Annotated in this window: 14 protein-coding genes; 11 read left to right on the forward strand and 3 right to left on the reverse strand. The window is 40.4% G+C overall.

The annotated features are described in order from the left end of the window. The first annotated feature begins 105 nt into the window (after positions 1-105). From hisS to AACZ87_RS06735, 3 genes are read left to right on the forward strand one after another with little or no spacing between them, the layout of a single operon-like run. Positions 106-1,470, forward strand: coding sequence for a histidine--tRNA ligase (gene hisS, locus AACZ87_RS06725; protein ID WP_339865930.1), 1,365 nt, complete (start codon positions 106-108; stop codon positions 1,468-1,470). Between the two features lie 38 nt (positions 1,471-1,508). Continuing rightward, positions 1,509-1,844, forward strand: a complete 336-nt coding sequence (locus tag AACZ87_RS06730) for a YbaB/EbfC family nucleoid-associated protein (RefSeq protein ID WP_339865931.1) — start codon at positions 1,509-1,511, stop codon at positions 1,842-1,844. Beyond that, positions 1,841-2,848 (forward strand): glycosyltransferase family 2 protein, encoded by a 1,008-nt coding sequence (locus tag AACZ87_RS06735; protein WP_339865932.1) that lies wholly within the window; start codon positions 1,841-1,843, stop codon positions 2,846-2,848. Before AACZ87_RS06730 ends, AACZ87_RS06735 begins: the two co-directional genes overlap by 4 nt. On the opposite strand, the gene AACZ87_RS06740 is transcribed toward AACZ87_RS06735, so the two are convergent. After that, positions 2,845-3,063, reverse strand: a complete 219-nt coding sequence (locus AACZ87_RS06740) for a PspC family transcriptional regulator (protein ID WP_339865933.1) — start codon at positions 3,061-3,063, stop codon at positions 2,845-2,847. The genes AACZ87_RS06735 and AACZ87_RS06740 overlap by 4 nt on opposite strands. Before the next feature lie 136 nt (positions 3,064-3,199). Between AACZ87_RS06740 and AACZ87_RS06745 the strand changes: the two genes are divergently transcribed. From AACZ87_RS06745 to AACZ87_RS06760, 4 genes are all read left to right on the forward strand, one after another. After that, positions 3,200-4,927, forward strand: coding sequence for a hypothetical protein (locus tag AACZ87_RS06745; RefSeq protein WP_339865934.1), 1,728 nt, complete (start codon positions 3,200-3,202; stop codon positions 4,925-4,927). A gap of 478 nt (positions 4,928-5,405) precedes the next feature. Then, positions 5,406-8,693 (forward strand): TonB-dependent receptor, encoded by a 3,288-nt coding sequence (locus AACZ87_RS06750; protein WP_339865935.1) that lies wholly within the window; start codon positions 5,406-5,408, stop codon positions 8,691-8,693. A 52-nt stretch (positions 8,694-8,745) separates the two neighbouring features. Further along, the gene (locus tag AACZ87_RS06755) at positions 8,746-10,476 is read left to right on the forward strand and encodes a RagB/SusD family nutrient uptake outer membrane protein (RefSeq protein WP_339865936.1); all 1,731 of its coding nucleotides are present in this window, start codon (positions 8,746-8,748) and stop codon (positions 10,474-10,476) included. Positions 10,477-10,620: 144 nt separating this feature from the next. Continuing rightward, positions 10,621-14,145 carry a VCBS repeat-containing protein gene (locus AACZ87_RS06760; RefSeq protein ID WP_339865937.1) on the forward strand — a complete coding sequence of 1,175 codons (3,525 nt, stop codon included), beginning with the start codon at positions 10,621-10,623 and terminating at the stop codon, positions 14,143-14,145. 147 nt (positions 14,146-14,292) lie between these two features. Here the strand turns inward: AACZ87_RS06760 and AACZ87_RS06765 are convergent, their stop codons facing one another. Beyond that, positions 14,293-15,054 (reverse strand): creatininase family protein, encoded by a 762-nt coding sequence (locus AACZ87_RS06765; protein WP_339865938.1) that lies wholly within the window; start codon positions 15,052-15,054, stop codon positions 14,293-14,295. A 246-nt stretch (positions 15,055-15,300) separates the two neighbouring features. On the opposite strand from AACZ87_RS06765, the gene AACZ87_RS06770 reads away from it, so the two are divergent. The 4 genes from AACZ87_RS06770 (at position 15,301) to AACZ87_RS06785 (ending at position 19,152) form a co-directional block, all read left to right on the forward strand. Next, entirely contained in the window at positions 15,301-16,290 is a 990-nt protein-coding gene (locus AACZ87_RS06770) for a N(4)-(beta-N-acetylglucosaminyl)-L-asparaginase (RefSeq protein WP_339865939.1), read from the forward strand. Further along, on the forward strand, positions 16,287-17,030 hold the full coding sequence (locus tag AACZ87_RS06775; protein ID WP_339865940.1) for a copper homeostasis protein CutC: 744 nt from the start codon (positions 16,287-16,289) through the stop codon (positions 17,028-17,030). Before AACZ87_RS06770 ends, AACZ87_RS06775 begins: the two co-directional genes overlap by 4 nt. Then, positions 17,027-18,571 (forward strand): VCBS repeat-containing protein, encoded by a 1,545-nt coding sequence (locus AACZ87_RS06780; protein WP_339865941.1) that lies wholly within the window; start codon positions 17,027-17,029, stop codon positions 18,569-18,571. The genes AACZ87_RS06775 and AACZ87_RS06780 overlap by 4 nt, the downstream gene beginning before the upstream one ends. Positions 18,572-18,690: 119 nt before the next feature. After that, positions 18,691-19,152, forward strand: a complete 462-nt coding sequence (locus AACZ87_RS06785) for a CBS domain-containing protein (RefSeq protein WP_339865942.1) — start codon at positions 18,691-18,693, stop codon at positions 19,150-19,152. A gap of 169 nt (positions 19,153-19,321) precedes the next feature. Here the strand turns inward: AACZ87_RS06785 and AACZ87_RS06790 are convergent, their stop codons facing one another. Then, positions 19,322-20,494: a PLP-dependent transferase gene (locus tag AACZ87_RS06790; RefSeq protein WP_339865943.1), complete on the reverse strand. Its 1,173-nt coding sequence runs from the start codon at positions 20,492-20,494 to the stop codon at positions 19,322-19,324. Positions 20,495-20,593 lie beyond the last annotated feature (99 nt).

The following is a 20,593-nucleotide window of genomic DNA, read 5'->3' on the forward strand; positions in this document are numbered from 1 at the left end:
CTGCCTAAATTAATTTAGGATTTAATTCTTTGACTTTCACGATATCAAGGAGCGTTTCCTTTTTTTTGAATAAATTTGGCAGCTAATCACCAAAAAAAAGAAGTCATGCAAAAGCCAAGTCTGCCAAAAGGAACCCGGGATTTCGGGACAATCCAGATGGCCAGAAGAAATTATATTCTAGATTCCATTAAGAGTACATTTCAACTTTTTGGCTACAATCAGATCGAAACTCCGGCTATGGAGAATCTCAGTACCTTGACTGGAAAATATGGAGATGAAGGTGATCAGTTGTTGTTCAAAATCCTAAATAGCGGAGATTACCTCAAGAATGTTCAGGAAGCTGATCTTCATGCTGGATTTAAGAATACTTTGCCGAAGGTTACCGAGAAAGGACTTCGTTATGACTTGACAGTGCCCTTTGCCCGCTTTGTGGTGATGAATAGGAATGAGTTGACTTTTCCTTTCAAGCGTTTCCAGATTCAGCCAGTTTGGCGAGCAGATCGCCCACAGAAGGGAAGATACCGTGAATTTTATCAGTGTGATGCGGATGTGGTGGGGACGGATAGTTTGCTTTGCGAAGCTGAAATCATTCTGATGATCCGTTCGGTTTTCGAAAAATTAAAGTTGAATGATTACAGCATCAAGCTGAATAATAGAAAAATATTAACAGGTATCTCAGAAGCAATAGGGGAAGCAGGAAAAGAAGCACCGCTTTGCGTGGCGATAGATAAGCTGGATAAAATCGGCTGGGAAAAAGTAAAGGAGGAATTGACTGAGCGAGGTTTTGCTGCTGATTCTATAGAGAAATTGGCTCCGTTGATCGCTTTGGAAGCAAATCAGGCGGAGAAATTAGCTTTCTTGAAGGAGTTTTTGGCTACCAGCGAAATTGGCCTTCAGGGTGTCAAAGAACTGGAAGACGTGTTTCAGATCTTAGGAGAAATGGGTGAGAGCCTAGATTTTGTTGATTTGGATATCATGCTTGCTCGGGGGCTTTCTTATTATACTGGTGCTATTTTCGAAGTGAAAGTGAACCATGTATCTATCGGATCCGTCAGTGGAGGTGGTCGATATGATAATCTGACTGAGAATTTCGGATTGAAGGAGAAAATGTCAGGAGTTGGTTTTTCTTTTGGTGTAGATCGCTTATACGATGTGCTGGAGGAATTGAGCTTGTTTCCAGAGGACAGTCTTCAGAGCACCAAAGTTTTGTTGACGCACTTTGACCAGAAAGCCTTTGTTTATGCGTTAGGCTTGTTGAAGAAATTCAGAGCTGCAGGAATCAAAGCAGAGCTTTATCCAGATGTGACTAAAATGAAAAAGCAGTTGGATTTTGCTTCCAAGAAGTCAATTCCATTTGTTGGAATCTGCGGGGATACGGAGATTGAAGGAAATGTCATTGCTTTGAAAAATCTGGATACAGGGGAGCAGGAATCTATCAGTTTGGAAGAAGCTATCGAGCGTTTGAAATAAAGTGAATTCACGATCATAAAAATCTTAATCAGAATACTATGTTTGATATAATGGGCATGATGGGCAAAGTGAAAGAAGCCCAGGCAAAAATTAAAGAGACACAAGCAAAACTTGTATACTTAACTGCGTCAGGTGAATCAGGTGCAGGATTGGTAAAAGTAACGGTAAATGGAGATAGAAAAGTAGTGAGCATCGATTTCGATGAGTCGCTTCTTTCCCCAAAAGACAAGGAAATGCTCAGTGATCTAATCGTAGCAGCTACCAACATAGCGATGACGGCTATTGAAGCTCAAATTAAAGCTGAGATGAAATCGGCTACTGAGGGAATGATGCCTAATATTCCCGGGATGGATCTAGGCAGTATGTTTGGATGAAAACCTGTGCCATCGTCATACTGAATTACAATGGGGAAGAAATGCTAAAGACATTTCTTCCTTCAGTTTGTATGCATAGTATTTATGACGTTTGGGTGATAGACAATGCAAGTACTGACGACTCTATAGATTTTTTAGACGTTAACTTCCCTCAGGTCAAGCAAATCAAACTTGAAGAGAATTTCGGCTATGCAGGTGGGTATAATCAGGGGCTTTCAAAGCTCCAAGGTCAATATGAATATTACCTACTTCTCAATTCTGATGTGGAAGTTACCGCAGATTGGGATTCACTATTGATTGACTGGATGAGAGACCATAAAGCCTATGCAGCACTCCAACCTAAAATTCTCTCATGGAAGGAAAAAGACACCTTTGATTATGCTGGAGCCGGGGGTGGGTTTCTGGATGCATATGGCTATCCATATTGTAGAGGAAGGATTTGGGATAACATAGAAAAGGATGTTGGTGACTATGACGATGTCATTGATGTCGATTGGGCTTCAGGAGCCTGTATGGTTGTGAATGCTACAGTTTTCCATGAATTGTCGGGTTTTGACTCAGATTTTTTTGCCCACATGGAAGAGATAGACCTATGTTGGAGAATGCGAAAATCAGGTTGGAAAATCGGCTATAATGGTTTCTCGAAAGTATATCACCTAGGTGGAGCCACATTAGATAGAGCTAGCCCTAAGAAAATGTACCTGAATATCAGAAATAGCCTTAGCATGATTTATAAGAATGAGCCAAGCGCTAGATTTTTTAGGATTTTTGTGGTCAAATCTTTGTTAGAGCATTTAGCGGCAATGAGCTTTGTGAGCGAGGGAAAAAAAGAGTTTTCTAGCGCAGTCCTGGATGCCTACCGGGACTTTAAAGTGAAAAAGAAAACCATTGAGAAGTTTGTCCCAAACTCGGAAGTAAGAGTGGAGGTGCCAAGAAAAGGGAAGGTGACACTTGTGTTTTGGAACTGGAAGGTTTTAGGAAAGAAAAGCTTCTCTGAGCTTTAATCAAAAAGTACTGGATTGTTCTTTTTTCTAAAAAACTTCCTGATTTTCATCGTCATCGCCATACTCACATAGAGAATTACTGGTGAGCCCATCGTGACAAATGAGGCATAAATGAAGAATAAACGAATGCTGTCAATTGGGAAGTTGAGTTTTTCACCCATGCGTGAACAAACACCAAATGCTCTCTCTTCGAAGAATATTTTCAGCTTTTCCATAGTAATTGGTGGTTTCGTTAGGGTAAATTTAGAAAAAAGTATTGTGATTTAATAAATAAGAATGATAGACAATTTGTTTAAGAAAAAGCCGGCTTTATTGATATTTCTATTGTTACCACTTATTTGTAGTTCAATAATGGTGCCTGAAACCGATTTTTTGGCTGATTCCAAAGTCACACCGGGTAAGTTAGAATTTCTCAGAGATTCTGTCCGATTTGAAGTAACAGGTACTATTCCTATAGAGTCGGCATTTAGTCCCAAAAACCCAAAGATTAGTTTGCTTTTCAAGTCTTCTGAGAACTCCATTTTCTTTGATGACCTGGAGTTAACCAAAAACGTAGGTGAATACTCTTACAAAGAATCATTTGTGCTGGCTTTTGAGCCTTGGATGGAAGGGGCTTTTTTGGAGGCTCAGTTTTTCTATGGAAAAAAAGCCCAGGCTGAGCCATCTCAGAAAAAAGTTTTGGCTAGGGGAGTTATCACAACTCCCTTATTAGCGAAAATAGGGAATGTGAATCCGGATGAGCCAATTCCCCAAGTAGGGTTGTTTATTTCGACGGGAGTAATGGATGCGGATCTTTCACGTTCCAAAGAATTTGTGATCAAGTTTGCTGCAGGATCATCTACCATTTCCAAGAGTGCGTCAAATCAGCAGGCTATTGCTGATTTGAAATCTTTTTTGACTGAAAACTCTTCTGTATTATCCTTAAAAATCACGGGTATTCAATCTCCAGAAGCAGCAGAAGGTAAAAGTAGCAAACTAGGAATGGATCGCGCTGAGGCGGTAAATCAATTGTTGACTCAATCAAATATTTCAGTTAGAGATAGTGTTACTGAAGTGAAATCCAGGTGGAACGATTGGTTTGATTTCCGACTTTTATTGCGTGAAAATGAAAAACTTTCTACTCAGAAGAAGGATCAATATTACGCCGTCCTATTAAACGGATCAGATTACCAGACTCAGGCTGAAGCATTAAGGAAGATTTCAGGGTTTAATCAAGTTGCCAGTGATCTTTTTCCAAGTTTGAGAGCGGCCAAAATTGAAGTTGTCGCTAAACCACTTCCGGGACTGAATCAAGAGCAAACAGCCCTACTGCAAAAGGCTTTGAATGAAGATGACAATAATTCGGAACTTGACATGACAGATTGGGCGATAGCAGGTGAAGCTTCTCCAAGACTCGAGGATAAGGAAAAGATTTACAGTAAAATGACTGAGTTGTTTCGTTCTGTAATTCCTTACAATAATTTGGCGGTAGTTAAGATGAGATTAGCCCAGCGAACCCTAGACCAGACGACAAAGGCAAATCTTTGGAAAGAAGCAAACAAGTTGCTGTATCAAGCTTCAAAAATCGCAACCGATCCCTACGTAATGCACAATCAAGGACAGATACTGGTTTTGCAGGGTAAAACATGGGATGCTTACAAAAAACTTTCAGATGCCTCAGTCCTGACTAGGAATCAGGATTTTTTGAGGTACAATGAGAGCTTGAGAGGCGCGCTGGATATCATGAGAGGCGATTACAAGTTGGCAACACTGCGTTTTGACTATCCTTATTCTGAACCAAAGGATTTTTTCAATAAGGGCTTGGCTTACTTCCTTTCAAAAGATTACTCCAATGCTAGTTTATCTTTTGAAGAGTCCGTCATGGCAGGAAGAAATTATGGCTATGGATATTATGGGCTAGCCATGGTAGCTGCAGAAAGTGGTCAGAAGGAAGTTGCTTTGTTGCAATTGGATAAGGCGATTCATGCTAGTGAATTAATTTATCAGAAAGCTTTGGTTGATCCGATTTTTGAAGAAATCAGGACATCTGATGAGTTTTTTCAAATATTCAGGCCATCTGTTAAGATTAATGAAAAATAAGTAACAATTCGTTAATAATTTGCCTATAGGATTAAGTCAAAATAACTGAATAGGATTTTTTCTAGTTTTGGTATAGTCATGAAAAACCTTAAATTGTTCCAGTAATTTATGTTAAAGGTGGTGTTTAGTGCATAAACCCTAAAAAATTCCAAATTTTATTTTAGTGATAGAATTTGAATTTTGTTTAAGAATCTTTAACATTGATGCTTTAGTACAATTAACGTAACCCAAAATCTATGCCTATGACCTATTTTACTTAGAAGAAGTATCCCCACCCATGTAGCATCACTTACAGATGCTCTCAAACCTAAAGGTTTCTCAATTAGTTGGTTCTTAAAAACCTCGGTATAGCCGCAATGTTTCCCTAGAGTTTAGGAGATAATTTGCTGCTATTATTTTGAGTAAAATCGCAATCGATTGCGATAACATTAAACAACAAGTATTGAAATTAATCTTGTTACCCAATCTATCTATATTTATGAAAAATATTTACAAAAATCTAAGTGCTCTTTTGGTGCTCTTAGTCCTAACTGGAGCGGCCGCCTTTGCGCAGAAAACCGTTACAGGAACAGTGTTAGACGAGTTTGATGTTGGTCTTCCAGGAGTGACTGTACTTGTGAAAGGAACGACTACCGGAACTGCCACAGACATTGATGGCAAGTTTAATATTACCGTTCCTAATGATCAATCAGTCCTAATTTTCTCTTTTATTGGTTATGGTAAAGTAGAAGAAATAATAGGCAACAGAAGTATTATTGATATCAGCTTAAAGCCTGATGAGACTTCGTTAACGGAGCTTGTTGTAACAGGTTATACGATTGATAGCAGAAGAGAGACAACTGGTGCAATCGCAACAGTTAGTTCAAAAGATTTGGCAGTAATTCCAACAGGTAACGTAGAACAGGCTTTACAAGGTAGAGTTTCTGGTGTTACAGTAATTACGAACGGTCAGCCGGGAACCACTTCCATTATTCGTGTTCGTGGGTTTGGTGCCTTCGGAGGTAACCAGCCTTTATATGTTGTCGATGGAGTTCCTGTAGGATCCACTGATTTCCTTAATCCTGACGATATCGAATCAACTACGGTCTTGAAAGATGCTGCCGCAGCTTCCATATATGGAGCTAGAGCAGCTAGTGGTGTTATCATTTACACTACTAAAAGAGGTAGAAGAGGAAACCAAAAGTTAAGAGTTGATTACAACGGTATGTACGGTGTCACTACTCCTGGAAAAGGGATAGACATGATGAATCCTCAAGATCAGGCCACATATACTTGGTTGGCAGAAACAAATGCAGCTGCAGCAGAAGGCCGTCCAGTAAAGTATGATCACCCACAGTTTGGAACTGGTACTTCACCGGTGTTGCCATATTACATAAGAGTAGGTGGACAAGGTGGATTGGCTGGGCCATTTTCACCCGATAGAATGGCTGAAGAGGCTGCAAAATATAATGTTGATTATGGTAAAGGAGATATCTATCAAATTGTAAGAGCAGCTACTGGTGAAGGAACCGATTGGTTTAAAGCGATTACAAGAAATGCACCTTTAAATCGTCACTCATTAGGTATCAATGGTGGTTCTGAAACCAGCAGATTCTTTGTGGGATTAGGTATTCAGGATCAGGCAGGTATTCTTTTGAATAACAGCTTAAGAAGAATGACTTTCAGAGCTAATTCAGAGTTTGATGTAACCAAAAAAATAAGAGTTGGTGAAAATTTCCAAGCTACTTACATAAGAGAATTAGGTCTTACTGGTGGAAATGGTGGTCAAGGTGTAGCAAGAGATGAGAACTCTATTCTAGGGGCTTTCCGTATGTCAACAATTATTCCTATTTATGATGAGTTTGGTGGATATGCAGGTACAGCCGCTACTGGTTTCAACAACCCGCGAAATCCTGTTGCTGAAAGAGATGCATTAAAAGACAATAGAGCTTTCAATGCAAGTATTTTCGGAAACGTATATGCAGAAGCAGACATCATTGATAATTTAACATTCAGAACATCTATCGGTGGACAGTATGATAATTATTACTACTATAATTATTCAAGACATCAATATGAAAACCTAGAGAATAATTCTGCTTTTGGATATGGAGAAGGTTCAGGTTATAATTTTGCATGGACCTTCACAAATACACTTGCTTATAAAAAGAAATTTGAAAAGCATTCCTTTGATTTGCTAGCAGGTATAGAGGCGTTGAATACCGGCTCTGGTCGTAATATCAATGCATCTGGTCAGAATCCATTCTCTGAAGATCCAGATTTCATTACAATCTCCAATCTCCCTGTTTCTTCCAGACAAGTTAACTCTTCTCTTTACAGAGGTGTGAATTTCTATTCCATCTTCGGGAGATTGAACTACACTTATAATGACAAGTACTTATTTAGTGCTGTAGTGAGACGTGATGGTTCTTCTAGATTCGGAGCAAACTCTAGATTTGGTGTATTCCCAGCTTTTTCAGCTGCTTGGAGAATTTCTTCTGAAGGATTCATGTCAAGTTCTACTTGGATAGATGAGTTGAAAATCCGTGGTGGATGGGGACAAATGGGTAACTCAAACAACGTTGATCCAAACAACCAGTATTCCTTATTTGGTGGGGATATCGGAGCTTCCTCTTATGATATTTCAGGGTCCAACTCTTCTGCCCTTATAGGATTTAGAAGAACTAGAATTGGTAACCCTAATGCTCAGTGGGAAACAGCAGTCACTCAAAATATTGGTTTTGATGGAACGTTCTTTAATGGACGAATGGATATTATATTCGATTTGTGGAAAAAAGAAACTAAAGACCTTTTGTTCCAAGTGCCAATTCCTGCCACTGCTGGTTATAACGCAGCAGCTCCAGCTGTTAACATTGGTGAAATGCTAAATCAAGGAGCTGACCTTTTGGTTGCTTTTAGAGGTAATCTTAGTAGCGACTTTACCTATGAGGTGTCTGTAAATGGATCACTATTGAAAAATGAGATCGTTTCCCTAGCACCAGGATTGACAATTATTACTTCTGCAGAAGCTAATCCGGCTTTCAGAGGAATTGAGCCGATCAGAAACATGGTTGGTGAGTCACTTTCCTCATTCTTTGGATATGAAGTAGAAGGTCTTTTCAGTTCTGCAGAAGATGTAGCAAATCATGCTACTCAGGAGTTTGCTTCTCCAGGTAGATTCAAATACAGAGATATCAATGGTAGAGATGCGGATGGCAACTTGACAGGTCTGCCAGATGGCAAGATTGATGCAGATGATAGAAAAATCCTTGGATCACCAATCCCAAAATTCACAGGTGGTATGAACTTCACCTTGGGCTACAAAGGATTTGATCTTTCAGCTTACTTATATACTTCTATCGGAAATGAGATCTGGAATCAGTCTAAGTGGTTTACTGATTTCTATTCTACATTTGAAGGGGCTGCTACTTCTGAGCGATTGAAAGATGCATGGACTCCTCAGAACTTGAATGCTACTATTCCAATTGTGGAAAAAGCGGCTAACTCCGCTACTTCCAGTGTCGGTAATTCATTCTATGTAGAAGATGGTTCTTACTTAAGATTGCAAAATGTGACGCTTGGCTATACATTACCTCCTTCACTTTTGGAGAGATGGAGATTGGAGCGATTGAGAGTATTTGCTTCCGCAAACAACCTGTTTACAATCACAGGATATGAAGGACTAGATCCTGCGGTAGGTGGTGACGCTGATTTGACCTTTGGTATCGATGTTGGTAACTACCCTGTTACACGTGGTTATACGTTCGGTCTTAACCTAAGCTTCTAAGCTTAATCCTTTAACTAGAATCGAGTTATAGAAACTATAATTGATTAAAAACATGAAAAATATAAAAATAAAAGTCGGCGCACTACTAGCATCCACAGTTCTGATGGTTGCAGTAAGTTGTAGCGATAGTTTTCTGGAAATTGCGCCAACAGGTCTTTTGGCAGAATCACAATTGACCTCCCTGGCTGGATTGGATGCCTCCTTGATTGCTGCCTATTCTCAAGTGAATGGCAGAAACTTTAGAATGGCATCTCCTTCCAATTGGGTGTGGGGAAGTATCAGAGGAGGAGACGCCAACAAAGGTACTGACCCTGGTGATTTCAATACAATCAACCCAATTCAGAGGTTTGAAACAGATGCAAATAATGTCAATGCACTAGAAAACTGGCGTGGTTTATACGAAGGAATTGCTAGAGCTAATAACGTCTTGAGACTCCTTTTAACTAAAGGGGATGACGTAACTGACGCTGATGTTAAGCGTTTATCTGCTCAGGCGAGATTCTTGAGAGGGCACTATTATTTTCAATTGAAGAGGAATTTTGATAACGTTCCTTACGTAGACGAAACTGTTGATTATGGTAGCGGCTTAGAAGATGTAGTAAACAATGTTGATATCTGGCCAATGATAGAAGCTGATTTTCAGTTTGCTGTGGATAATCTAGCGCCTACTCAAGGTCAAGTAGGTAGAGTTAATTCTTGGGCTGCTAAAGCTTATTTAGGAAAAGTTTACCTATACGAAGGTAAATTTGCTCAGGCTAAAACGTTGTTTGATGATGTGATCGCAAACGGTGTGACTAGTGGTGGCGAAAAGTATGGCTTAATTGCTGATTATGGTAACTTATTCAGAGGTGAATATGATAATGGGAAAGAATCAGTTTGGGCTTATCAAGCTGCTGCGAATACAGGTTCTGTAAATAATGCAAACCCTGAATTTGACTTGAATAACCCATATAATTCTGCAGCTCCAGGAGTTTGTTGTGGATTCTTTGCACCAAGTTTTACATTCGTAAACTCTTTCCGTACCAATGCTAACGGGTTACCATTACTAGATGGGTCTTACAATTCTCCTGCAAATTTGGTAAAGAACGATATGGGGATTGCTACTGATGCAGCCTTCACCATTGATCAAGGTCCAATCGACCCAAGAGTAGATCATACTACTGGGCGAAGAGGAATTCCTTACATCGATTGGCAAGTTCATCCAGGGCAGTCTTGGATCCGTCAGCAATCTTTCTCAGGTCCTTATTCAGTTAAGAAATTTGTTTATTCTAGATCTGAAGTTGGAACTTATCAGGACAACAGTACGTGGACTCCAGGTTATACAGGTATCAATGTTAATATCATTCGCTTTGCTGATGTATTGCTTATGGCAGCAGAGGCTGAAATTGAGACTGGTGGATTGGAAAAAGCAAGAGAATATGTGAACATGATAAGAACCAGAGCTATGAATTCTAAAGTGATGAAATTGGACGGTTCAGGTCCAGCAGCTAATTATCAAGTAGGGCTTTATACAGCGGCTTGGTCAGACCCTGCGGCAGCTAGAGCTGCAGTTCGTTTCGAAAGAAAACTTGAATTGGGAATGGAAGGGCATAGATTCTATGACCTAGTGAGATGGGGAACTGCTTCTGAAGAGTTGAATAAGTATTTTGCCTTTGATGGCCCTCTTCTGTTGAATGCACTTGGTGGAGCTACTTACACAGATAAGCACTCAATTCTGCCTATTCCTCAAAATCAAATTGATTTAGTTGGTCCGGATATTTTAATTCAGAATCCTGGGTTCTAATCATTCTTGTTAATAACATATAAAGGGGTGGCGTTTTTGCCACCCCTTTTTTTGTGGGATTTTTTGTATTAATGTGGCTATATGTTTCCCTTATGCTCTAAAAATAGTAATTTCAGAGCAACCCAAGTACCCAACCTATTTACTATGAAGTTCACTTACTCAAGCCTTTTGGTTTTGTGCCTTTTGGCTTTTTCCTCTTGCAAAAAAGAAACTACTTTATTTGAATTGCTTTCTCCAAATGAAACAGGTATTGATTTTACTAACACCATTTTAGAAACTGATTCATTCAATATTCTTACGGATGAATACATCTTCAATGGCGGTGGATTAGCTGTTGCGGATTTTGATAATAATGGTCTTCCCGATTTATTTTTCACAGGAAACCAAGTGCCCAATAAGCTGTATTTGAATTCAGGAAAATTCAACTTCAACGATGTAACCGAAACTGCAGGAATAGGGGCACCTGATCAATGGTGCACAGGAGCAGTGGTCGTTGATATTAATGGAGATGGCTGGATGGATGTATACGTAGCTTCTGCAATGAAGCTTGGACCGGGTGAACGGAATAATTTACTTTTTGTCAATCAAGGAAAAGACGCTGACGGGAATATTTCATTTAAGGAAATGGCTTCAGATTACGGAATCGCGGATTCTGGTAACGCGATGTGGGCAGCTTTTGTGGATTACGATCTGGATGGAGATCTGGATTTATATGTACTAAATAATGAACAAAGCCGAAGTGTACCTAGTAACTATAGGCTTAAAATAACTGATGGTTCGGCGGTAAATAATGATAAATTTTATAGAAATAATGGGGATGGTACATTTACCGATGTTACTATAGAAGCAGGAATAACAATAGAGGGATATGGATTGGGTGTTTTGGTTTCTGATTTGAACAATGATGGTTGGCCAGATATTCATGTAAGCAACGATTATGTGACAAATGATATTCTATATATAAATAACCAGGATGGTACTTTTTCCAACCAATCCAAAAATATACTAAGACATCAAAGTCAGTTTTCTATGGGAGCTGATATCTCTGATTTTAACAATGATGCAAAGCCTGATATCATCACACTTGATATGCTCGGCGAGGATAATTACCGGAAGAAGACTACTATAGGCAATAATTCTTATCAGGTTTATATCAGTAATGAGCAATGGGACTATGAATACCAATATGTCCGAAATATGTTACACCTGAATAATGGTGAAGGAGTGCCATTTAGTGAAATAGGAATGATGGCTGGGGTATACCAAACTGATTGGAGTTGGGCGCCATTATTTGCAGATGTGGATAATGATGGTTATCGTGATTTGTTGGTGACAAATGGATTTCCTAGAGATATTACAGATAAGGATTTTGCCAATTACAGAGCAGATGTTGGAAATATTGCTACCAAAAGACAATTGTTAGACTCTATTCCCATCGTTAAAATCCCTAATTACGCATACAAGAATAATGGAGATTTGACTTTTTCTGACGAAGGAAGTACTTGGGGACTTAACAAGCCTTCTTTTTCCAATGGTGCAGCATTTGTTGATCTGGATGGCGACGGCGACTTAGATTATGTTGTCAATAATATCAATGATCCCGCATTTGTCTTTGAAAATACGCTTAATAACAAAGACCAAAAGAATAATTACCTCAGACTTCGATTGAAGGGATCTACGCTTAATCCTCAAGGGCTGGGGGCCAAAGTCCAACTTTCCTTTTCTGATGGAAGCCAATTATACCAGGAGCAGCAAGTAGTGCGAGGCTATATGTCCTCAATTGATGAAGTGATGCATTTTGGGGTAGGAGAAATGTCTAATATCGCATCAGTTCAGGTGATTTGGCAGGATGGTAAGGAGAGCATGTTGACTGATGTAAAATCAAATCAACTCTTAGAAATCAGCTATTCTGAAGCAAAGCAAGGAGTTAATATGTTGGCTATCATCACCAGCAAAAGCCCTGAGGTGCTTTTCGCAGAAGTTTCTTCCCAAAAAGGTCTGGATTTCATTCATGAAGAAGAGGATCGAGTGGATTTCAATATTCAGCGGGTAATACCTCATAAATTGAGTCAGTACGGCCCCAGTTTGGCAGCTGGTGATGTCAATGGTGATGGGTTGGAGGATCTGGTAGTTGGATCGGCTTCAGGCTATGCTCCGCAGGTTTTTATACAGGATTTGAATGGAGGGTTTTCTGCTCAGGATTTGATTTCCGCTGAGGGTAATTTCTTTGAAGAAATGGGCATACTCTTATTTGATATCGACAATGATTCAGATTTAGACTTGTATTTGGTAGGTGGAAGTAATGAGTTTTTGGGAGATGCTACAGAATATTCTGATCGCTTGTTTTTGAATGATGGGAAAGGAAACTTCTCTTTAGATAAGGATTTTTCATCCGTTAAAGCAAGTGGATCAACTGTACGAGGAGCCGATTTCGATGGGGATGGATTTATGGATTTGTTTGTCGGAGGCAGGACACCAGTTGCTCAATATCCACTTCCTGATAATAGTTTTCTACTTAGAAATATTAATGGACAACTTCAGGACGTCACGGATGAAATTGCTCCAGGGCTTCGCAAAGTGGGAATGGTGACTGATGCTATCTGGTCAGATGTAGATGCTGATGGCCTGGTTGATCTCGTGGTAGTTGGAGAATTGATGGAAATTTCGGTCTTCAAGAACTCTGGAGAAAAACTGACCAAACTTGGGAATACAGGACTAGAGAATTATCTAGGCTGGTGGAATTCCATCACTTCAGGTGATTTTGATCAGGATGGAGATACCGACTTTGTGGTAGGAAATCTTGGAGAAAACAACTCGCACCATCCAACAGCTGAAAGACCTGTTAAAATCTACGCTAAGGACTTTGATAATAACGGGAGTGTTGACCCGATTACTTTTGCCTACTACAAAGACCGTGAGGGTAATTATAACTCATTCCCAAGTCATTTTTGGGGAGATTTATATGGACAAAGCCCTATGTTCAGAAGGAAATTTGAGCGGTATAAACTGTATGCATTAAGTACTGAGAGTTCTTTATTTACTGATAAAGAAAAAGAGGAGGCCTTAATACTGACGGGGAATTATGATAAAACCGCATACATAGAGAATCTCGGCAATGGGAAATTTGAAGTAAAAAGGCTGCCAACTTTAGCTCAGATCGCCCCGGTAAATGGACTCACTTCTGAAGATGTAAATGGAGATGGCTATTTAGATGTAGTAATGATTGGTAACGACTACGGTAATGAGATTTTTGTAGGTCGACTTGACGCGCACCTAGGTTTGGTGTTATTGGGAGATGGAAAAGGTGAGTTTACACCAATGAGCTCTCAGGAAAGTGGGTTTGTGGTTCCTGGTGATGGGAAAGCCTTGGTGAAACTAGCATCTGCTCAAGGAGAACAATTGTTGATAGCATCCCAGAATCGCGGAAAACTTTTGATGTTCGAGCATAAAAATAACCAAGTAAATAGATCTATCACTCCAGGACAGGATGTGATGGCTGTGATCTTGGAATTGGAAAATGGTCAAATACAGCGAATCGAAACTAGTCTTGGATCTGGATTCTTATCCCAATCAGGAAGACAAATCATACTTCCAAATGGGGTCAAGGGGATTCAGTTGCAAGACTACAAGGGGAATATGAAAGCTGTGGATATGAATTCTTTGGATTGATTTCACAATATATTTCCCCGTAGATTTCCGCTGATCAAAAGCGCAGATTTTCATAAATTATGTTTTACTAAGTTGATAGAAAAACACATCTGCGTCGATCTAAGAGTTCTATCTACGAATATCTGCGGGAAGTAAACTGGGCTTTATTCACTTATACATTTCCCCAGCCTTTGCCTCGCAGATATCCACCATCAGCTCCGCAACTTTATCGGTAACATCTTCAAAATATTTCCTCCCTTTTTCTGGGGAGGATTTTTTTGGATTACCTATTCCGGTATCAGCTGTTACCTCAGACCATTTGCGCTCAGCCCAAGCCCATTTTTCCTGAATACCTTTAATTGATGATTTCTTTTCCGCCCCGTCTCCGGCTTGCTCCAGCGGCAACACCAATTCAGGATGCAAATGCATGATGATGGAAGTTTCCATTTCATCCGCATGATCTCCCATTTCCTCAAAGTACCTTTTCTTGTCTAATGCCTGAAACCAGTTGCAGGTGAAAAGCATCATATCGGGAAACTGCAGCCCAAGCTCGCGCAGCATCGTTTTGAAGTCATTTCCCCCGTGACTGTTTACGATCAAAAGTTTCTTCGTTCCCTGTCTATCTAAAACTGTAATAATGTCTCTGAGAATCATCAGCTGTGTGCTAGGGTTTAGATTGATATCCAAATAAATATCTGATTGCCCAGTGTTGACCCCAAAAGGAATCGTGGGCATGATGGTAACATTGGCTCCCTTTTCCCAGGCTTTTCTCCCAGACTCACTTGCCACAGCATCTGCCTCATACACATCGGTGCCATAAGGCATGTGGTAATTATGGGCTTCAGTGGCTCCCCAAGGTAAAACTGCCAATTCAAAACGATGATTTTCAAGAGTTTTCCAGTTGGATTCTGCGAGTAGGTAGGGTTTCATTTGTTTATGTTTTTATGTGTCTGCTATTGTGCCAAAAAAGGTGCAAAAGCATCAAAGAATATGTTGAAATTAAGTATTGACGCTGTTTCGGTCTCCGGTCTTCCGTCCGTCTAATCAAAGAAAATTAAGTTGATGAAATCATATTGGTTAATCATATTTATGACTTGATTTTAAATGAAATGAAGGATGGTAAGCTTATTTAGCTTCAATTTTAATAATTTGAGGCCTGATTCTAAATTAAGTCTAATGTCACAAAGAAGAAAGTTTATCAAGCAATCCTTAATGGGGTCTGCCTTATTTATACCTGGAGTATCTAGTATCGCTGAAGCAAAATCGTCTTCTCTTTTTAAAGGAGAAAAACCTCTTATTCTCTCCACATGGAATCACGGCTTGCCGGCAAATGCTGCCGCTGTAGAAAAACTCAAATCTGGAGGAAGTATAATTGATGCTGTCGAAACTGGCGTTAAAGACACCGAATTGGATCTCAGTAACTTATCAGTTGGATTGCAAGGTCTGCCCGATAGAGAAGGAATTACTACGCTTGATGCTTCTATCATGTCAGGTGATGGCGCTTGCGGAGCAGTAGCTTTCGTCAGACAAGTGAAGCATCCCATTTCCTTGGCTAGAGTAGTCATGGAAAAAACACCTCACGTGATGATCGTAGGTGAAGGTGCGCGACAGTTGGCTATTGCAGAAGGCTTCCCTATAGAAAAGGAGGAGTTGAGCCCTGCGGCGGAAAAAGCTTATTTGAAATGGAAAGAAACGAGCCAATACAAACCTGTGATCAATATTGAAAATCACGATACAATTGGGATGATTGGAATGGATGCAAAAGGCAATATGGCGGGAAGTTGCACTACAAGTGGACTTTCCTACAAAATGCACGGAAGAGTGGGGGATAGCCCGATCATCGGAGCAGGATTGTTTGTGGATAATGAAGTGGGAGCAGCTACAGCAACTGGCCTTGGAGAATCGATCATTCGGATTTGTGGAAGTTTCCTGATTGTGGAATTGATGAGACAGGGTAGAACTCCTCAGGAAGCTTGTGAAGAAGCTGTAAAGCGCTTGATTGCCAAAAACAGCAAGGACATTAAAGATATTCAAGCCGGTTTCTTAGCTATGAATAAAGAAGGTGAAGTAGGCGCTTATGCCGTGCACCCAGGTTTCAATTTTGCGCAAGCGACGCTTCAAAGCAATGTAATGATTGACTCAGGCTCCCATTTCAACAAAGGATGAGTAAAATAATTCTAGAATCTCCAGTTTTCAATGTGGAGGCAGCCATGGATGCCGCTCAATTTGGAGTTGATCGACTGGAGCTATGTGCCAATTTTCCTGAGGGAGGGGAGACGCCAAGTGCAGGCATGCTCAAGTTTTTGAAAACGGAGATTGACATCCCTGTATTCGTGATGATTCGCCCTAGAGGTGGTGACTTTGCTTATTCTCAGAAGGAATTGATGGTGATGAAGCGGGACATCGAGTTGCTGGGCGAACAAGGTGCAGATGGCTTCGTATTTGGAGTGTTGGACAATCAAGGGTTTGTGGATATGGACTCTTGCAAATCTTTATTGCGGGCAGCCTCTGGAAAACCTTGTACTTTTCATCGTGCTTTTGATGCCTCGGCTGATTACTTTGATTCCTTGGAGAAAATTATTGCTTGTGGCTTTGATCGTATTTTGACTTCGGGCGGGAAAAACTCTGTAACAGAGGGGTTGGATACGCTCAATCAGTTACTTGCAAAAGCACAAGAAAGAATTAGTATCATGCCTGGTGGAGGGACTAAGCCAGAACATGTTTTGGAGCTGAACAAATTAGGGTACTTAAGGGAAATCCATGCTTCGTGTAAGACTTGGGTACCTTCATCAAACGAATTTGTTAATCATGAACTGTCGTTTTCAGATGATCCTAAATCCTTCACTCATCATCTAAGGATAGATCAAAAAGTTGTAAATCAATTTTTGGAGGTAATTAAGGAATGAAGTTGAGAAACCTCCTTGTGTTGAGTTTTCTTGTGCTGGGTTTTTCCTGCGGTCCGATTTCGGAGAGAAAGCAACCACCTCCTTCATTGGAAAGGTTGGCTAGTATGGATTTGAATCTAGACGGAGAGCAACTTGCCAATGCCTACTGCGCTGCTTGCCACATAAAGCCAGAGCCTGAAATTTTGGACAAGAAAACTTGGGAGAATAAGGTGCTTCCAGACATGCGCAAGCGTATGGGGTTGACTTTACCGGAAGATTTCGGGCAGCCATTGCCAGAGGATCTTGGGGTGCCGCCCGAAGTTTATTCCCAGACTCAATTGATCCGGAGTAAAGACTGGGAGAAAATTTATGCCTATTACTTAGAAAATGCGCCAGAAAACCCTCTTCCGCAGGCTGATAAGGAAATGCCAAAAACTGGAATTCCAGGATTTGAAGTTACTAGACCAGAGTTTTCCCGAATAAAAGGAAACTTATCAACTATGCTAAGGGTGCACCCTAGAACTGGAGATTTATGGCTTGGAGATCGCTTGCAAGCCCTTTATATCATAGATTCTCAAAATAGCTTTGCCGTCAAAGACTCTATTTCCACAGAAGTGGCACCAGTGGACATTATTTGGAGCCAGGACGATTCTTTTGAGCTTTTGACTATGGGTAGGATGGATCCGTCTACTGATACCTTGGGGAAAGTGCAGCGCTTTTTGAATGTTGGAAGTGCCTGGGAAAGTGCAGAGCTGCTGACGAAACTAATCCGTCCTGTGAATTTAGCTGTGGCGGATTGGAATGGAGATGGTGAGCGGGATAGGGTGGTCTCTCAATTTGGTGATCATCTTGGAAAGCTGAGTATTTACCTTTCTGGATCTTCTGGTGCTAAGGAAACGATTCTCAAAGCTGTTCCTGGGGCAAGACGTACACTTGCTGTAGATTTTGATCAGGATGGGGATTTGGATGTGTTGGGGCTGATAGCGCAGGCTCAAGAAGGTGTTTATGTTTGGTTAAATGAGGGAGAAGGACAATTCAGGGAGAAGTCTTTACTTCGTTTCCAGCCAGCTTTTGGATCCAGCGATTTTAGATTTGAAGATGTAAATCAAGATGGCCACAAAGACATCGTTATAGTGAATGGAGATAATGCTGATTTGTCCCAGATACTTAAAAATTTTCATGGTGTTCATGTTTTTTTAAACAATGGCGATAATGAATTTGAAGAGTCTTGGTTTTATCCCATGTATGGAGCTAGTGGAATTGAGATTGGCGATTTTGATGGAGACGGAGATCAGGATTTCTTTGTGCTCTCTTTTTTTCCAGCAGAATTAAAAGCACCACAGCAGAGTTTGATTTACTTTAGACAGGAAAAGATTGGCGATTTTAAGCCATATGTGATGAGCGAAAGCTATCAGGGAAATTGGCTAACGATGACTTCAGGCGATACCGATTTGGATGGTGATATTGATCTTGTTGTCGGTGCATTTGAATTTGATGACCTCTATAAAGGCCCCAAGAATAACTGGAACCCTTTCTTATATCTAGAAAATAAGCTTCGATAATGTTTCGAACAGCGCGTGGTTTTGAAAATATAGTATCGATTTATTAACTTATTTAGATTATAATTTTTACTTGTAATCTATTATCGGTAAATTATTCTTTCATCCTTAATTTTTATTTTATGGTAAAAAGTTATCAAGGGGTCAGAATGGCGGAACCCAAAAAGGCCCCAATTCCACAAATTCTTGTTAAAGAATACATGAGTACCAGCTTGATTACTTTCAGGCCTGATGATACGATTGATCAAGTGATGGAAGTACTTACCAAAAAGAAAATATCAGGAGCACCTGTGATCGATGCATCAGGAGCTCTAGTAGGTATTATTTCGGAAGTTGATTGCCTCAAGGAGATTATTAAAGGTAAGTACACTAACACTCCGAAATTTCCGGCAAAAGTAAGCGAGCACATGTCGGTGGATGTACTGACTCTGTCCCCTGATTTATCAATTTTTGATGCGGCATCCCAATTTTTAGAGCACAAAATCCGGAGATTTCCTGTGATGAAGGATGGAAGATTATTAGGGCAGATCAGTTTGAGTGATGTAATTCGAGCATTTCCCACACTGAAACACACCACTTGGTAGAAAAAATAAGATTGGTTGAAAGTGGGAATGCCCTCATTGATTAGAATCTCAATGGGGGCATTTTTTTGGCTTATTAACTACTGTGTCCCCAGAGGTTTGCAGAGAACGCAATAGAAGGTTCTCCTGCTTCTCCAGAAGCAAGATGTGACCTTGTTAATTCTATGATTTCTTACTTTGATAAATCAATCGCTCTCTCCACATCTTGTATGATGTCTTCGTAGTGCTCCAAACCTACAGATAACCTTACCAATCCGTCTGATATCCCAACTTGAGCTCTTTCTTCAGGTGAAAGTTTGCTGTGCGTAGTTGATGCTGGATGTGTGACTATGCTGCGGCTGTCACCAAGATTAGCAGTGATGGAAATCATCTGCAGCTTATCAATAAATCGCTGAGCCCGCTGGACTCCACCTTTTAGATCCAACGTAATCACTCCGCCACCCTGACTCATTTGTTTTTTGGCTATTTCGTACTGTGGATGAGATTTTAGGAAAGGGTATTTGACGGCAAGCAATTCCGGATTTCCTTCGAAGTACTCCGCTGTTTTAAGTGCATTGCTGCAGTGTCTATCCATTCTTAGTCCAAGGGTTTCCATGCTTTTAGCAAGGATCCAGGCGTTGAATGGAGAAATAGCCGGGCCAGTATGTCTGGCGAAAAACTGGACTTCTTTCATCAAATCAGCTTTGCCCAGAATCAAACCTCCAAGCACTCTTCCTTGCCCATCAATGTATTTGGTTGCGCTATGGGTAACAATATGAGCACCCCATTTAGTAGGTTGCTGTAGGTAGGGAGAAGCAAAGCAATTGTCCACTACTAAGATCAGATTATGAGCTGCTGCGAATTTTCCAGCCCATTCCAAATCGATTATCTCCAAACCTGGATTGGATGGAGTTTCGATGAAAAGCATTTTGGTATTGGGCTGAATAAGTTTGTCCCAATTTAAATAATCAGAAATATCTCCATAAGTCGAGGTGATTCCCCACTTCGGAAATACTCTTGTCAACAACTGATGAGTCGATCCAAAAAGGGATCGAGCAGCTAGTACATGATCTCCTTGCTGAAGTAGTGCGGCAATACTTCCAAACATTGCGGCCATACCTGAAGCAGTCGCAAACCCATCTTCAGTTCCCTCGGCAGCGCAGACCTTTTCGATCAAATCACTGGAATTTGGATTGGCATATCGGGAATAAATATTTCCGTCTATTTCATCTGCAAAAGTGGCTCTTGCTTCCTCTGCTGAATCAAAAGTAAAACTGGATGTAAGGTAAATAGGAGCAGAATGCTCTCGTTGGCTGGACTTTGATGGAGAAATCCGAATAGAATTCGTTTCGAAATGCTTACTCATTGTTGATCAGTTTAAATTAATACGATACTAATCAAGCAGATTTGAGAAAATCAAACCCTGAGGCGGTCAACGAACTAAAAGGGATTATTTGTGAAGTAA

It is taken from the genome of uncultured Algoriphagus sp. (genome assembly GCF_963974365.1).
Lineage (GTDB): Bacteria > Bacteroidota > Bacteroidia > Cytophagales > Cyclobacteriaceae > Algoriphagus.

What these genes read in the sequence shown, in the direction of transcription:
- hisS (WP_339865930.1), top strand. Translation starts at nt 106, where the DNA reads ATGCAAAAGCCAAGTCTGCCAAAAGGAACCCGGGATTTCGGGACAATC.
- AACZ87_RS06730 (WP_339865931.1), top strand. Translation starts at nt 1,509, where the DNA reads ATGTTTGATATAATGGGCATGATGGGCAAAGTGAAAGAAGCCCAGGCA.
- AACZ87_RS06735 (WP_339865932.1), top strand. Translation starts at nt 1,841, where the DNA reads ATGAAAACCTGTGCCATCGTCATACTGAATTACAATGGGGAAGAAATG.
- AACZ87_RS06740 (WP_339865933.1), bottom strand. Translation starts at nt 3,063, where the DNA reads ATGGAAAAGCTGAAAATATTCTTCGAAGAGAGAGCATTTGGTGTTTGT.
- AACZ87_RS06745 (WP_339865934.1), top strand. Translation starts at nt 3,200, where the DNA reads ATGGTGCCTGAAACCGATTTTTTGGCTGATTCCAAAGTCACACCGGGT.
- AACZ87_RS06750 (WP_339865935.1), top strand. Translation starts at nt 5,406, where the DNA reads ATGAAAAATATTTACAAAAATCTAAGTGCTCTTTTGGTGCTCTTAGTC.
- AACZ87_RS06755 (WP_339865936.1), top strand. Translation starts at nt 8,746, where the DNA reads ATGAAAAATATAAAAATAAAAGTCGGCGCACTACTAGCATCCACAGTT.
- AACZ87_RS06760 (WP_339865937.1), top strand. Translation starts at nt 10,621, where the DNA reads ATGAAGTTCACTTACTCAAGCCTTTTGGTTTTGTGCCTTTTGGCTTTT.
- AACZ87_RS06765 (WP_339865938.1), bottom strand. Translation starts at nt 15,054, where the DNA reads ATGAAACCCTACCTACTCGCAGAATCCAACTGGAAAACTCTTGAAAAT.
- AACZ87_RS06770 (WP_339865939.1), top strand. Translation starts at nt 15,301, where the DNA reads ATGTCACAAAGAAGAAAGTTTATCAAGCAATCCTTAATGGGGTCTGCC.
- AACZ87_RS06775 (WP_339865940.1), top strand. Translation starts at nt 16,287, where the DNA reads ATGAGTAAAATAATTCTAGAATCTCCAGTTTTCAATGTGGAGGCAGCC.
- AACZ87_RS06780 (WP_339865941.1), top strand. Translation starts at nt 17,027, where the DNA reads ATGAAGTTGAGAAACCTCCTTGTGTTGAGTTTTCTTGTGCTGGGTTTT.
- AACZ87_RS06785 (WP_339865942.1), top strand. Translation starts at nt 18,691, where the DNA reads ATGGTAAAAAGTTATCAAGGGGTCAGAATGGCGGAACCCAAAAAGGCC.
- AACZ87_RS06790 (WP_339865943.1), bottom strand. Translation starts at nt 20,494, where the DNA reads ATGAGTAAGCATTTCGAAACGAATTCTATTCGGATTTCTCCATCAAAG.